This window comes from Streptomyces sp. NPDC031365 (assembly GCF_055569765.1).
Genome location: NZ_JBVIIM010000011.1, coordinates 25082 through 39055, shown reverse-complemented (window position 1 = coordinate 39055; position 13974 = coordinate 25082). Strand labels below are relative to the sequence as shown.

Annotated in this window: 12 protein-coding genes; 4 read left to right on the top strand and 8 right to left on the bottom strand. The window is 70.8% G+C overall.

What is annotated here, in order from left to right:
* Nucleotides 1-64 precede the first annotated feature (64 nt).
* The 3 genes from ACZ5C2_RS18115 to ACZ5C2_RS18105 form a co-directional block, all read right to left on the bottom strand.
* Nucleotides 65-1453 (bottom strand): CoA transferase, encoded by a 1389-nt coding sequence (locus tag ACZ5C2_RS18115; protein ID WP_468791723.1) that lies wholly within the window; start codon nt 1451-1453, stop codon nt 65-67.
* A 120-nt stretch (nt 1454-1573) separates the two neighbouring features.
* Nucleotides 1574-3112, bottom strand: coding sequence for a S8 family peptidase (locus tag ACZ5C2_RS18110; RefSeq protein WP_468791720.1), 1539 nt, complete (start codon nt 3110-3112; stop codon nt 1574-1576).
* Nucleotides 3113-3167: 55 nt separating this feature from the next.
* Nucleotides 3168-4697, bottom strand: coding sequence for a S8 family peptidase (locus ACZ5C2_RS18105; protein WP_468791717.1), 1530 nt, complete (start codon nt 4695-4697; stop codon nt 3168-3170).
* Between the two features lie 266 nt (nt 4698-4963).
* Between ACZ5C2_RS18105 and ACZ5C2_RS18100 the strand changes: the two genes are divergently transcribed.
* From ACZ5C2_RS18100 to moaA, 3 genes are all read left to right on the top strand, one after another.
* Nucleotides 4964-5320, top strand: a complete 357-nt coding sequence (locus ACZ5C2_RS18100; protein WP_468791714.1) for a DUF485 domain-containing protein — start codon at nt 4964-4966, stop codon at nt 5318-5320.
* Complete coding sequence (locus ACZ5C2_RS18095) at nt 5317-6945, top strand: solute symporter family protein (RefSeq protein ID WP_468791711.1); 1629 nt, start codon at nt 5317-5319, stop codon at nt 6943-6945. Before ACZ5C2_RS18100 ends, ACZ5C2_RS18095 begins: the two co-directional genes overlap by 4 nt.
* Nucleotides 6946-7105: 160 nt before the next feature.
* Nucleotides 7106-8095 (top strand): GTP 3',8-cyclase MoaA, encoded by a 990-nt coding sequence (gene moaA, locus ACZ5C2_RS18090; RefSeq protein ID WP_468791708.1) that lies wholly within the window; start codon nt 7106-7108, stop codon nt 8093-8095.
* 118 nt (nt 8096-8213) lie between these two features.
* Here moaA and ACZ5C2_RS18085 read toward each other — a convergent pair whose 3' ends face one another.
* Both ACZ5C2_RS18085 and ACZ5C2_RS18080 read right to left on the bottom strand, forming a co-directional pair.
* The gene (locus tag ACZ5C2_RS18085; RefSeq protein WP_468791672.1) at nt 8214-8435 is read right to left on the bottom strand and encodes a hypothetical protein; all 222 of its coding nucleotides are present in this window, start codon (nt 8433-8435) and stop codon (nt 8214-8216) included.
* Nucleotides 8436-8679: 244 nt separating this feature from the next.
* The gene (locus ACZ5C2_RS18080) at nt 8680-9078 is read right to left on the bottom strand and encodes a DUF3099 domain-containing protein (protein ID WP_468791669.1); all 399 of its coding nucleotides are present in this window, start codon (nt 9076-9078) and stop codon (nt 8680-8682) included.
* A 250-nt stretch (nt 9079-9328) separates the two neighbouring features.
* Between ACZ5C2_RS18080 and ACZ5C2_RS18075 the strand changes: the two genes are divergently transcribed.
* Nucleotides 9329-9613, top strand: coding sequence for a GlsB/YeaQ/YmgE family stress response membrane protein (locus tag ACZ5C2_RS18075; RefSeq protein ID WP_468791666.1), 285 nt, complete (start codon nt 9329-9331; stop codon nt 9611-9613).
* A gap of 73 nt (nt 9614-9686) precedes the next feature.
* Here ACZ5C2_RS18075 and tyrS read toward each other — a convergent pair whose 3' ends face one another.
* The 3 genes from tyrS to ACZ5C2_RS18060 all read right to left on the bottom strand — a co-directional run bounded on the left by tyrS (nt 9687) and on the right by ACZ5C2_RS18060 (nt 13936).
* Nucleotides 9687-10955, bottom strand: coding sequence for a tyrosine--tRNA ligase (tyrS, locus tag ACZ5C2_RS18070; protein WP_468791663.1), 1269 nt, complete (start codon nt 10953-10955; stop codon nt 9687-9689).
* Nucleotides 10956-11021: 66 nt separating this feature from the next.
* The gene (locus ACZ5C2_RS18065; protein ID WP_468791660.1) at nt 11022-12416 is read right to left on the bottom strand and encodes a metallopeptidase TldD-related protein; all 1395 of its coding nucleotides are present in this window, start codon (nt 12414-12416) and stop codon (nt 11022-11024) included.
* On the bottom strand, nt 12413-13936 hold the full coding sequence (locus ACZ5C2_RS18060; RefSeq protein ID WP_468791657.1) for a TldD/PmbA family protein: 1524 nt from the start codon (nt 13934-13936) through the stop codon (nt 12413-12415). Before ACZ5C2_RS18060 ends, ACZ5C2_RS18065 begins: the two co-directional genes overlap by 4 nt.
* Nucleotides 13937-13974: the final 38 nt, after the last annotated feature.

Here is a 13974-nt window from a genome sequence, read left to right as displayed (position 1 = left end):
ACAGGCGAGGGCAAGTGCCGGGCGGAATGCGAAGATTGCGACTCCATTTGTGTGCCGGAATCCGTCAGTTCCAGCGTGCCGGGTCGGATCCCCATCTCCCCGGCGATCGCACCCAGTCGCCCGGACCGTCGGCGAACGTCACCGGCGGCAGGGCGTGGCGCAGCCTGCCCAGCGCACTGTCCGCCTCCGCGAGCCAGGGGCCGGGACGCACCTCACCGGCGGTCGGCTCCTCCGCGCGCCCCGCCCCCTCCAGCAGCCACCCCGCCGCCCCCTCCAGCAGCCACCCCGCCGTCCGCGCCAGTGCCACCCGTACGAGCCTGCTCCCGCCCTCGTCCGTCTGCCCGGTGAGTGCCCGCAGCACCCCGGCCGCCAGCAGGTACCCCGTGCCGTGGTCGAGCGCCTGGGCCGGCAGTGCTCCCGGCCGGTCCTCCGTCCCCTCGACCGCGGCGATCCCCGTGGCCACCTGCACCAGGCTGTCGAAGCCGCGCCGGCCGCCCCACGGCCCATACGCGCCCCACGCCGACAGCTCGGCCACCACCACTCCGGGCCGCCGCTCGGCGAGCGCCTGCGGAGTCAGCCCGAAACGGTCCAGGGCGCCCGGCCGGTATCCGGTGACCACCACGTCCGCCGTGGCGAGCAGCTCCTCGAAGGTGTCCCGGCCGGTGCCCAGGTCCAGCAGCGCCGACCGCTTCCCGAAGCCGGTGTCGGCGTGCTGGTCGGGGAGTTCCGGCAGCCACGGGGCGTCCACGCGCAGGACGTCCGCGCCGAGCAGCGCGAGGGTGCGGGTGGCGACCGGGCCGGCGATGACCCGGGTGAGGTCCAGCACCCGCAGCCCGGCGGCCGGCAGGAGCGGATCCCGGCCCACCCGCGTGAGCACCCGCGCGGGGGAGGCGTCCAGCCGCGCGAACTCGACCAGGGGACGGGACCGCAGGGCCGCGGCCTGTTCGTGCGCCGCCCACTCCTGCGGCCCGCGCAGGGCGACGGCGAGGCCGCCCGCCGCGTACACCGTCTCCTCGGCCTCGCGCGCGGACCGCTCCGCGAGCGCCGCCGCCACCGCGTCCGGTTCCTCCGCCACGCCCAGCGCGGCGAGCAGCCGGCTCCGGTGGTGGGGATAGTTGGCGTGCGTGCGCACCCACCCGTCCGCCGTGCGCCAGAACCGCGACAGCGGCGCGAAGCTCTCCGGGGCCCGCCCGGCGACCAGCAGATGCCGCTCGCTGACGAACGCCGTCGCCACCGCCCCGTCGTCCACCCGCACCGCCGGCACCTCGCCGCCCCCCGCCCGCCGGGCCCCGAGTTCGGCGGCGGCCAGCGCGCACGCGCCCACACAGGCGCGCGCCACATCCCGTACCGGGAGCCGGGCGGGCAGCACACCGGGCCGTTCGACGGCCGACACACGTGTGAGGAGGGCGGGATCGCCGCCCAGGGCGGACCAGGCGGACGCGATATCAGTCATGACGGCACTATGCGGGATCGACTCGGTCAACGTACGGGAGGGTCGCGGTGAACGGACTGCGACGGCGAGGGGGCCGGGCGCATCCGCCCGGCCCCCTCTTCTCGACGACGTCCGTACGGACTACCGCGTCACGGCGTCCAGCGCGTCGGCGGTGCCCCAGCCGTAGAAGCCGTTGCGGTTCTTCGGGCCCTCGCACACCGCGTCGACCTTGCCGTCGCCGTTGATGTCGTACGGGTCCGTGCAGGCGGTGGCGTCGGCCTGCGCGTACAGCAGGGCCTTCACCAGCGCCGGCGGGGCGTACGGGTGCGTCGACTTGATCAGCGCGGCGACACCCGCGACATGCGGGGAGGCCATCGACGTACCCGCCATGTAGCCCCACTTGCCGCCGGGCAGCGTGCCCAGGATCAGACCGCTGGTGGCGGGCGGGGCCGGCGTCTGATAGGCCGTCGAGTCGCCGCCGGGCGCGGCGATGTCGATGACCCCCAGGCCGTGGTTGGAGAACGACGACTTCAGACCCTTGGCGCCGGTCGACGCCACCGTCACGACACCCGGCAGCTGGGTCGGGATGTCGAGGCACTCGCTCGGGTCGACGACCCGGTCCGACGGGGTGCCGTCGTTGGGGGAGACCGGGTCGGTGATCTCGTCGGCCGCGAGGTCGTAGTTCTCGTTGCCGGCCGCGGCCACATTGACCGCGCCCTTGCGCTCCGCGTACTTCGTGGCCCGGGTGACGGCCTCGAGGAGCGCCTTCTGGTCCGGGTCGTCCTCGCAGTTGAAGTACCAGGGGTCGGTGTAATAGCTGTTGTTGGTGACGTCGACCCCGTGTTCGGCCGCCCACATGAAGCCGCACACCACGGCCTCGGTGTAGAAGTAGCCGTCCGGGTTGGACACCTTGATGCCCGACACCTTCACCCCGGGCGCCACCCCCGTCATGCCGATGCCGTTCTTGGCGGCGGCGATCTCACCGGCGACATGCGTGCCGTGCGGGCTCTCCTCCGCGCTCGGCCGCCAGGCACCGTCGCTCGTGTCCGGCTTGCCCGTCACACAGTTGACGGACGCGGCCCGGTCGAAGTTGGGCGCGATGTCCGGGTGGGTGTCGTCCACGCCGGTGTCGATGACGGCGACGGTGACCTTCGAGCTGCCCAGCGACTTCTCGTGCGCCTGGTCCGCCTTGATGGCGGGCAGGTCCCACTGGAGCCCCTGGAGCGGATCCTGCCCGTCCGCGGCCTCGGCCCGCGCCTCGGCGGCCTCGGAGGCACTGAGCACCTTCGGGGTCCCCATGTCCGCGGTGACCGCCGAGGGCAGCGGGGCGTTGCGGGTGGCACCGGCCGACTGAACGCCGCGCACCGTGCGGACGGTCTTCGCGAAATCGGCGTTGGAGGAGTGGACGACGATGACGCCGATCCTGTCGTACGACGTCACGATCGTGCCGCCGGCCTTGGCGATCGCCTTCTTCACATGCGCCGGTGTGCCGTGTCCGCCCCGGACGTTGACCACATAACTGAGCGAGGCCGCGTCGGCGTCGGCGGCGGCCGCGGCCGGCCGGCCGTCGGCCGGGGCGGCGGTGGCCGCGGTGTTCGGCAGGAACGCCAGCGCGGTCGCCATGGCCATTCCGGCCGGGACGACGAGCGCGCGGCGGTGGCGCGGGTGAGACGCTGTCATGAAGTCTCCAGTTCGTTCACTGTTGCGGGAGGACGGGACGGGCGGGACCGCGGGCTCACTTGACGGCGCGCAGCGCGTCGACGATGCCGAAGCCGTAGAACCCGTTGACCCGGTTGCCGCCCTCGCATGTCGCGTCCTGCACGCCGTCACCGTCCTGGTCGTACGACTCCGGGCAGCCCGGGTTGTTCGCCTGGGCCTTCAGCAGCGCCTGCAGCGCCGCCGGAGAGGCCCACGGATGCTTGGACTTCAGCAGCGCGGCGACACCGGCGGCGTGCGGCGAGGCCATCGAGGTGCCCTGCAGGAAGGCGTACTCGCCGTTCGGCATCGTGGACAGGATGCGTCCGTTCTGTGACGGGGTGTCCGGGATCTGGTACTTGCGGTCACCGCCCGGCGCGGCCACGTCGACGACCCGGTGGCCGTACGTGGAGTAGTACGACTTGAGGTTCTGCACACCCGTCGCGCTGACCGTGACCACACCCGGGAGCTGGGTCGGGAGGTCGTAGCACTCGCTTGGGTCGATGGTGCGCTCGACCGGAGTGGTGTCGTTCGGGCTGGACGCGTCGTCGATGGCGTCCGAGGCCAGGTCGTGGTTGGAGTTGCCGGCCGAGGCGAGGTGCAGCGTGCCCTTGCGCTGCGCGTACAGCTGGGCCCGGTTGACCGCGTCGACGATCGCCTTCTGGTCCGGGTCGTCCATGCAGTTGTACAGCCACGGGTCCACGTAATAGCTGTTGTTCGTGATCTCCACACCGTGGTCGGCGGCGAACACGAAGGCGCAGACGACGTTCTCCGGGTAGAACAGTCCGTTGTCCGGGTCGCTGACCTTGATGCCGGCCACCTTGACGCCGGGCGCGACACCGGCGACGCCGATGCCGTTGCGGGCCGCGGCGATCTCACCGGCCACATGGGTGCCGTGGTAGTCCTCGTCCGTGTACGGCCGCCAGGCGCCCTCGCTGGTGTCCGCCTTGCCGCCCACGCAGTTGGCCGACTGGGAGGCGGAGAAGTTCGGGGCCAGGTCCGGGTGGGTGTCGTCGACGCCGGTGTCGATCACGGCGACGGTCACCTTGCTGCTGCCCGGGTTGATCTTCGCGGCCTTGTCGGCGCCTATCGCCCGCAGGTCCCACTGGTCCGCCTCGAGCGGCTCGCTGCCGGGAGTGTCCGCGGAGGCGGCCTTCGTCCGCGCCGCCTCGGCGGCCGTCACATAGTCGGCGGCGCCCTCGTCGGTGGTCCCCGCGCGGGTCAGCGGCGCGGTACGGGTGGCGCCGGCCGACTTCACGCCGCGCGCCTCACGGATCTCCTTGCCGAAGTCCGGGTTCGCCGAGTGGACGACGATCACACCGATCCTGTCGTACGTGACCACGACGGTTCCGCCGGCCTCGGCGACCGCCCGCTTCACCGAGGCGATCGTGCGGCGGTCCACCTCGGTGTTGACGACGTACGCCAAGGTGGGCGCGTCCGTCGCCTGCTCGGCCGACACCGTCCGCGGGGCCGCCGAGGCCGCCCCCGGCAGGAAGCCGAGCGAGGCGGTCAGGGACAGCACGACGGGTACGGCGAGAGCGAGCCGGCGTCTGGAACGCAGATGAGCCATGGGATCTCCACATCATCCGGAAACGAAACCGGCCCGAGACACGGGTGGTGCTCGGGCAGGTACATGACGGGGTAGTGCAGGGTGAAGCTATCCCGCGCGCTCGCCGGCCAGCAATCATTTGCGGGAAACGGCTTCGCGAAGCGGCCGGGAAAAGAAGCGCCGGCCGTTGAACCGGTCCTCGCGTGGCGCCGTGCCCTTGGTCAGGAAGCGCGAGGACACTCGCTCTTCGTCCCCGCCCGAACCTGACCGCAACGCGAGGAGACTCCGTGGCCGCCGAAACACCGCCCCCCTCCACAGAACAACACAAACTCCCCACGCCCGAGGAGTTCACCAAGGTGCAGGAGAGCGCTGAGTTCGGTGAACTGCGCCGCTCCCACCGCTCCTTCGCCTTCCCGCTGACCATCGCCTTCATCGCCTGGTACCTGCTGTACGTCCTGCTGTCCAACTACGCGGGCGGCTTCATGGGCGCCAAGCTGTTCGGCAACATCAACGTCGCCCTCGTTTTCGGTGTGCTTCAGTTCCTCACCACGTTCCTCATCGCGTGGTGGTACTCCCGGCACGCAGCCGCCAACCTCGACCCCAAGGCCGAGGCCATCAAGACCCGTATGGAGGGTGGCGCATGAGCCCCTCGATCACCCACGTCACCCTCGCCGCGAACGAGGCGAGCGAACACCGCACGCTGATCATCGCGCTGTTCGCGCTGTTCGTCGTCGCCACCCTCGGCATCACCGTCTGGGCGGGCCGGCAGACCAAGGACGCCGCCGACTTCTACGCCGGCGGACGCCAGTTCAGCGCCTTCCAGAACGGCCTCGCGGTCTCCGGCGACTACATGTCGGCCGCGTCCTTCCTCGGCATCGCGGGCGCCATCGCCATCTTCGGCTACGACGGCTTCCTGTACTCCATCGGCTTCCTGGTCGCCTGGCTGGTCGCCCTCCTCCTGGTCGCCGAGCCACTGCGCAACTCCGGCCGCTACACGATGGGCGACGTCCTCGCCTACCGCATGCGCCAGCGCCCCGTGCGCACCGCCGCCGGTACCTCCACCATCGTCGTGTCGATCTTCTACCTGCTGGCCCAGATGGCGGGCGCGGGCATCCTCGTCTCGCTGCTGCTGGGCATCACCTCCGACGCCGGAAAGATCCTCATCGTCGCCCTCGTCGGTGTCCTGATGATCGTGTACGTCTCCATCGGCGGCATGAAGGGCACCACCTGGGTCCAGATGGTCAAGGCCGTGCTGCTCATCGGCGGCACGATCCTCATCACGTTCCTGGTGCTGCTGAAGTTCAACTTCAACATCTCCGACCTGCTGGGCAGTGCCGCCGAGAACAGCGGCAAGGGCGACGCCTTCCTCGAGCCCGGCCTGCAGTACGGCGCCGACAGCGTCACCAAGCTGGACTTCCTCTCCCTCGGTATCGCGCTGGTGCTCGGCACCGCCGGTCTGCCGCACATCCTGATCCGCTTCTACACGGTGCCCAACGCCAAGGCCGCCCGTAAGTCCGTGAACTGGGCCATCGGCATCATCGGCGGCTTCTACCTGATGACCATCGCCCTCGGCTTCGGCGCCGCCGCGCTGATCTCCCAGGAGGAGATCATCGCGTCCAACCCGTCCGGCAACACGGCGGCCCCGCTGCTCGCGCTGCACCTCGGCGGCGTCGACTCGGCCTGGGGCGCCATCCTGCTCGCCACCATCTCGGCGGTCGCCTTCGCGACGATCCTCGCCGTGGTCGCCGGACTCACCCTCGCCTCGTCGTCCTCCTTCGCGCACGACATCTACGCCAACGTCATCCGCAGGGGACAGGCCACGGAGAAGGAGGAGATGAGGGCGGCACGCTGGGCGACCGTCCTCATCGGCGTCGTCTCCATCGCGCTCGGCGCCCTCGCCCGCGACCTGAACGTGGCCGGCCTGGTCGCACTGGCCTTCGCGGTCGCCGCGTCCGCCAACCTGCCGACCATCCTCTACAGCCTGTTCTGGAAGCGGTTCACCACCCAGGGCGCCCTGTGGTCGATCTACGGCGGTCTCATCGTCGCCGTCGGCCTGGTGCTGTTCTCGCCCGTGGTCTCCGGCGACCCCAAGGCGATGTTCCCGGGCGTCGACTTCGCCTGGTTCCCGCTGAAGAACCCGGGCATCATCTCCATCCCGTTCGGCTTCCTGATGGGCTGGCTCGGCACCGTCCTGTCGAAGGAGGAGCCGGACGTCAAGAAGTACGCGGAGCTGGAGGTCCGGTCCCTCACCGGCACCGGCGCCCACTGATCCACACCTCACGCGGCGGCCGCGTCGCAGGGACCCCTGGAGGCCCCTGCGACGCGGCCGTCCGGCATCTCGTCACCTCGGGCCGCTGTGGGTTGTCGGTGGTGTCACGTACGCTCACAGGTACGGGCATGAGTGATCCGCGTCGAGGGAGGGGGCCCACGTGCTCATCGACACCTACGGCCGAGTGGCCACCGACCTGAGGGTCTCGCTGACCGATCGGTGCAATCTCCGCTGCACCTACTGCATGCCCGAGGAGGGACTGCAGTGGCTGGCCAAGCCCGACCTGCTCACCGACGACGAGATCGTCCGCCTCATCGACATCGCCGTCACCTCCCTCGGTATCGAAGAGGTCCGCTTCACCGGCGGCGAGCCCCTGCTCCGTCCCGGTCTCGTCGGCATCGTCGAGCGCGTCGCCGCCCTGGAACCCCGGCCGCAGATGTCCCTCACCACCAACGGCATCGGCCTCGGACGCACCGCGACCGCGCTGAAGGAGGCGGGCCTGGACCGGGTCAACGTCTCCCTGGACACCCTGCGCCCCGACGTCTTCAAGACCCTCACTCGCCGCGACCGCCACAAGGACGTCCTCGACGGCCTGCACGCGGCCCGTGAGGCCGGTCTGACCCCCGTGAAGGTCAACTCGGTCCTGATGCCGGGGCTCAATGACGACGAGGCCCCCGACCTCCTCGCCTGGGCCGTGGAGCACGACTACGAACTGCGCTTCATCGAGCAGATGCCCCTGGACGCCCAGCACGGCTGGAAGCGCGACGGCATGATCACCGCCGGGGACATCCTCGCCTCCCTGCGCACCCGCTTCGAGCTGACCCCCGAGGGCGACGAGGCGCGTGGCTCCGCGCCGGCCGAGCGCTGGCTGGTGGACGGAGGCCCGCACCGCGTGGGCGTCATCGCCTCCGTCACCCGCCCCTTCTGCGCCGCCTGCGACCGCACCCGTCTCACCGCCGACGGACAGATCCGCACCTGCCTGTTCGCCACCGAGGAGACCGACCTGCGCGCGGCCCTGCGCTCGGACGCCCCCGACGAGGAGATCGCCCGCATCTGGAAACTGGCCATGTGGGGCAAGAAGGCGGGCGCGGGCCTGGACGACCCGTCCTTCGTCCAGCCGGACAGGCCGATGTCCGCCATCGGCGGTTAGGGGCTGCGCCCCTCAGGGGCGCGGGGCTGTATCGATGTGCGGCTCCGACGCGTGGGCGCGACCAGCCACGACGCGCCCGCAGCCGCGGACGACCGCCGCCACCCCGGCCCAAGGGCCCTCACACGTCCCGCGTCCCCCACTCCTCGAACCGGACGACGTCCTTCAGGAACCCACGCACCCCGAGGAACTGCGACAGATGCTCGCGGTGCTCCTCGCAGGCGAGCCACGTCTTGCGGCGCTCGGGGGTGTGGATCTTGGGGTTGTTCCAGGCGAGCACCCACCCGGCGGCGGCACGGCAGCCCTTGGCGGAACAGATCGGGGTCTCGGGATCAGGGGTCATCACACCGCCGACCCTAACCCGGTCGGCGCAGCCCGAAGTCCCCGGAAAAGGCGACGCCGAGCAGCCACGGGGGGAGCTGCCCGGCGTCGGTCAGTCGCTCCGACGGGGGATGCGGAGCGCGTACGAAGTATGTCATGGGTCACCCCGCCCCCGGCACCGGAAGCACATGATTGATCTGAGCTTTTCTTGAGCTTGGCGGAGAAGTGACTTCCGCTTGCCGCCGTTTCCCCTCACGCCCCGATCCTCAGCGTCTCTCGGGCCGCTCCGTTCGTCCGCCCGGCGAAGGCTCTGACGCCACATCTTCCGTAGGGGATTCCGCGGAACCGTCATTCGTCCGCGACGGTGCGATCATCGGCTTCATCGGCGTCGTCACGAAGGTCGACGGCAGTGACGGCGTGTTCTCGCGCCCCGCGTTGGCGATCACCACTGCGACGTACGGCAGAACCGCTCCGAGTACCAGCGCCACGATCGCGACATGCCGCTCCACGTTCCACAGCGTGGTCGCGAGGATGACCGAGATCGTACGGACGACCATCGAGATGACATACCGGCGCTGCCGCCCGCGCACGTCTTCCTGGAGGCCCGTCCGGGCGCCGGTGATCCGGAACACCTGGGCGCTGCCGCCGCCATGCTGCTTCCGCATCACATTTCACCATCCGCCCGCAATCGGACTCTTTCCCGCCCTGGCCGCCTGCCGCCCGGCCGGGGAACCGGGGTCCGGACAGCTCAACGTTACGCCGCCCCCCGCACGGGTCACGAGCCCGGGTCGGCTCCTGTCCCGGCCTTACGGCGTGCGCGTCGTCGCCCGTACGCCCTGCTCGACATGCGGCGTACGGCGTGTCGTCCGACACTGGTCGCAATGCTCGCGTCAAGCCGTTGTAAGGAGGCATCCCATGGGCTGGTTGTGGGCGATCATCGTGGGTTTCGTGCTCGGTCTGCTTGCCAAGGCGGTGATCCCCGGCAAGCAGCACATCCCGCTGTGGCTGGCCACCATCTGCGGCATGATCGGCGCTGTCGCGGGAAACGCCCTCGCACGGGGCTTCGGGATCGAGGAGACGCGGGGCATCGACTGGGGCCGGCACATCTTCCAGCTGGGCGCGGCGATCGTCATCGTCCTGCTCGCGGAGATGCTGTACACCGCGATGCAGCGCAGGAAGCACCAGCGGCAGCGGGTCTGACGCCCAGCCGTAGGGTGACGAAGGGGCGGTTCCCGGCCCGCCGCCGGAAACCGCCCCTGAGCAAGCCGTCGGCTCAGCCCGCCGTGACCTCCACCGCCGCCAGGTTCTTCTTGCCCCGGCGCAGCACCAGCCAGCGCCCGTGCAGCAGGTCCTCCCCGGCGGGGACCGCGTCCTCCGCGGTGACCTTGACGTTGTTCACGTAGGCGCCGCCCTCCTTCACGGTGCGCCGCGCGGCCGACTTGCTCGGCACCAGACCGACCTCGGCGAACAGGTCGACCACCGCCGAGAGCTCGGCCACCTTGACGTGCGGTACCTCGGAGAGCGCCGCGGTCAGCGTGCGGTCGTCCAGCTCGGCCAGCTCGCCCTGGCCGAAGAGGGCCTTGGAGGCGGCGATCACGGCGGCCGTCTGCTCGGCGCCGTGCACCAGCGTCGTCAGCTCCTCCGCCAGTGCCCGCTGCGCCGCCCGGGCCTGCGGACGCTCCCGCGTCCGCTCCTCCAGTTCCTCCAGCTCCTCCCGGGACCTGAAGGACAGGATCCGCAGGTACGACGAGACGTCCCGGTCGTCCGCGTTCAGCCAGAACTGGTAGAACGCGTACGGCGTCGTCATCTCCGGGTCGAGCCAGACCGCGCCGCCCTCGGTCTTGCCGAACTTGGTGCCGTCCGCCTTGGTCATCAGCGGGGTCGCCAGCGCGTGCACGTCGGCGTGCGGTTCGAGCCGGTGAATCAGGTCCAGGCCCGCTGTGAGGTTGCCCCACTGGTCGCTGCCGCCCTGCTGGAGCGTGCAGCCGTGGCGCCGGTAGAGCTCCAGGAAGTCCATCCCCTGCAGCAGCTGGTAGCTGAACTCCGTGTAACTGATGCCCTCGGCGGACTCCAGACGCCGCGCGACCGACTCCTTCGTCAGCATCTTGTTGACGCGGAAGTGCTTGCCGATGTCCCGCAGGAACTCGATGGCCGACAGACCGGCCGTCCAGTCGAGGTTGTTCACCAGCGTCGCGGCGTTGTCGCCCTCGAAGGACAGGAAGGGCTCGATCTGCGCGCGCAGCCGGGTCACCCAGTTCGCGACCGTCTCCGGGTCGTTCAGGGTGCGCTCGGCCGTCGGCCGCGGGTCGCCGATCTGACCCGTCGCGCCACCGACCAGCGCCAGCGGACGCAGGCCCGCCCGCTGGAGGCGGCGCATGGTGAGGACCTGGACCAGGTGGCCGACGTGCAGGCTGGCCGCGGTCGGGTCGAAACCGCAATAGAACGTGACGGGACCGTCCGCGAGCGCCTTGCGCAATGCGTCCTCGTCAGTGGACAGGGCGATCACGCCACGCCACTTCAGCTCGTCGACGATGTCCGTCACGGTTCTCGTGTCTCCTCGATGATCTACGGCCGGTCGGGCGACGGCCGGTGGTGAACGCCTACGAGGTTATACGCCCTGGCTGACAGAGCTCATATGGAAATCGGGGACCCGCAGCGCCGGCATCGCCGCCCTGGTGAACCAGTCGCTCCACTCCCTGGGCAGCGTCCTCTCCGTACGGCCCGCCTCCGCCGCCCGGCCGAGCAGGTCCACCGGCGACTCGTTGAACCGGAAGTTGTTGACCTCGCCGGTGACCTCGCCGTTCTCGACGAGGTACACGCCGTCCCGGGTCAGCCCGGTGAGCAGCAGCGTCGCAGGATCGACCTCGCGGATGTACCACAGGCAGGTCAGCAGCAGCCCGCGCTCGGTGGCCGCGACCATCTCCTCCAGCGACCGGTCCTCGCCCCCGTCCAGGATCAGGTTGTCGATCCCGGGTGCCGTCGGCAGTCCGGTCAGGCCCGCGCTGTGCCTGCTGGTCGTCAGCCGGTTCAGCTCCCCTTCCCGCACCCAGTCCGTGGCCGTCAGCGGCAGCCCGTTGTCGAACACCGACTGGTCACCGCCGGAGGAGTGCGCGATCACGAAGGGCGCCGACTCCAGACCCGGCTCGTCCGGGTCGCTGCGCAGGGTCAGCGGCAGCTCGGTCAGCCGCTCTCCGACCCGGGTCCCGCCACCCGGCGTGGAGAACACCGTGCGCCCCTCGGCCGCGTCGCGACCGGAGGCCGACCACAGCTGGTAGATCAGCAGATCCGCCACCGCGGACGGCGGCAGCAGCGTCTCGTACCGGCCCGCGGGCAGATCGAGCCGGCGCTCGGCCCAGCCCAGCCGTACGGCCAGCTCGGCGTCGAGTGCCGTCGGGTCGACGTCCTTGAAGTCCCGCGTGGAGCGCCCCGCCCACGCCGAACGGGTCCGGTCCGGCGACTTGGCGTTCAGCTCCAGCGTGCCGTTCGGCTGGTCGTGCCGCAGTCGCAGTCCCGCCGAGGTGCCCAGGTAACTGGAGACCAGCTCGTGGTTGGCGAAACCGTACAGCTCCCGGCCACCGGCACGCGCGCGGGCGAACGCCTCGCCCAGCGCCGGAGCGAAGTCGGCGAACACGGCGGACGAGGTCTCCGCGGGTGCTTCCGTGAACCCGGGGGAGGGGGCCACCCCGGTGACCAGCGGCTGGGCGTCCTCGGCCGGACCCGCACCCCGCGCGGCGGCCTCGGCGGCCCGCACCAGCGGCTCCAGCTCGTCCACGGTGACCGCCGACCGGGAGACCACCCCGGAGGCCGTGCCCTGCGCGCCGTCCACCGTGGCGATCACGGTGAGCGTGCGCCCGCGCGTGACGCCGTTGGTGGTGAGCGCATTGCCCGCCCAGCGCAGATTGGCGGTGGACTCCTCGTCGGCGATCACGACACAGCCGTCGGCCCGGGACAGCTCGAGCGCGCGCTCGATGATCTCGTGCGGCTTCTTCACAGGCGCGCTCATCGCCCGGCCTCCTGCGTCGTGTTGAGGATGTTGACTCCCTTGAAAAGGGCGGACGGGCAGCCGTGCGACACCGCGGCCACCTGCCCCGGCTGGGCCTTGCCACAGTTGAAGGCACCGCCCAGGACATACGTCTGGGGACCGCCGACCGCCGCCATGGAACCCCAGAAGTCCGTGGTCGTGGCCTGGTAGGCGACGTCCCGCAGCTGGCCCGCCAGCCGGCCGTTCTCGATCCGGTGGAACCGCTGCCCGGTGAACTGGAAGTTGTACCGCTGCATGTCGATCGACCAGGACCGGTCGCCGACGACGTAGATGCCCCGGTCCACGCCACCGATCAGATCCTCCGTCGACATCCCGGCCGGATCCGGACGCAGCGACACGTTGGCCATGCGCTGCACTGGCACATGGCCGGGGGAGTCCGCGAACGCGCACCCGTTGGACCGCTCGAACCCGGTCAGTTTCGCGATCCGCCGGTCCAGCTGGTAGCCGACGAGGGTGCCGTCCTTCACCAGGTCCCAGGACTGCGCCTCGACACCCTCGTCGTCGTAGCCGACGGTCGCCAGGCCGTGCTCGGCGGTGCGGTCTCCGGTGACGTTCATCAGCTCGGAGCCGTATCTCAGCTTCCCCAGCTGGTCGAAAGTGGCGAACGACGTCCCCGCGTACGCCGCCTCGTAGCCGAGCGCCCGGTCCAGCTCGGTGGCGTGCCCGATGGACTCGTGGATGGTCAGCCACAGGTTGGACGGGTCCACCACCAGGTCGTACAGCCCCGCCTCGACGCTCGGCGCCCGCATCTTCTCGGCGAGCAGCTCCGGGATCCGCGCCAGCTCGTCGTCCCAGTCCCAGCCGGTGCCCGTCAGATACTCCCAGCCACGCCCGACGGGCGGCGCGATGGTCCGCATCGAGTCGAACTCACCGCTGGAGCCGTCGACCGACACGGCCGTGAACACCGGATGCAGCCGCACCCGCTGCTGCGTCGTCACGGTCCCGGCGGTGTCGGCGTAGAACTTGTTCTCGTGCACGGTGAGCAGCGAGGCGTCGACGTGGTCGACCCCGCTCGCCGCCAGCAGCCGCGCGCTCCACTCGGCGAGCAGCCCTGCCTTCTCCCCGTCGGGCACGGCGAACGGATCGATGTCGTACGACGACACCCACGTCTTCTCGGAGTGCACCGGCTCGTCTGCCAGCTCCACCCTCTCGTCCGACCCGGCCGCCCGGATCACCTTCGCGGACAGCTTCGCCATGGCCACGGCCTGCGAGGCGACCTTGGCGGCGGCGTCGAGGGTCAGATCCACCCCGGACGCGAACCCCCAGGTCCCCCCGTGCACCACGCGCACCGCGTACCCGAGGTCGGTGGTGTCCGACGACCCGGCGGGCCGGGCGTCCCGGAACCGCCAGGACGCGCTGCGCACCCGCTCCAGGCGGAAATCCGCGTGCTCCGCCCCGAGCGCCCGAGCGCGGGCGAGGGCGGCGTCGGCGAGGGCCCTCAGCGGCAGTGCCAGAAACGACTGATCGACTTCATGGGGCACGGGTGGAAATCCCTTCGGGGCTTGCCTGTACTGACCAT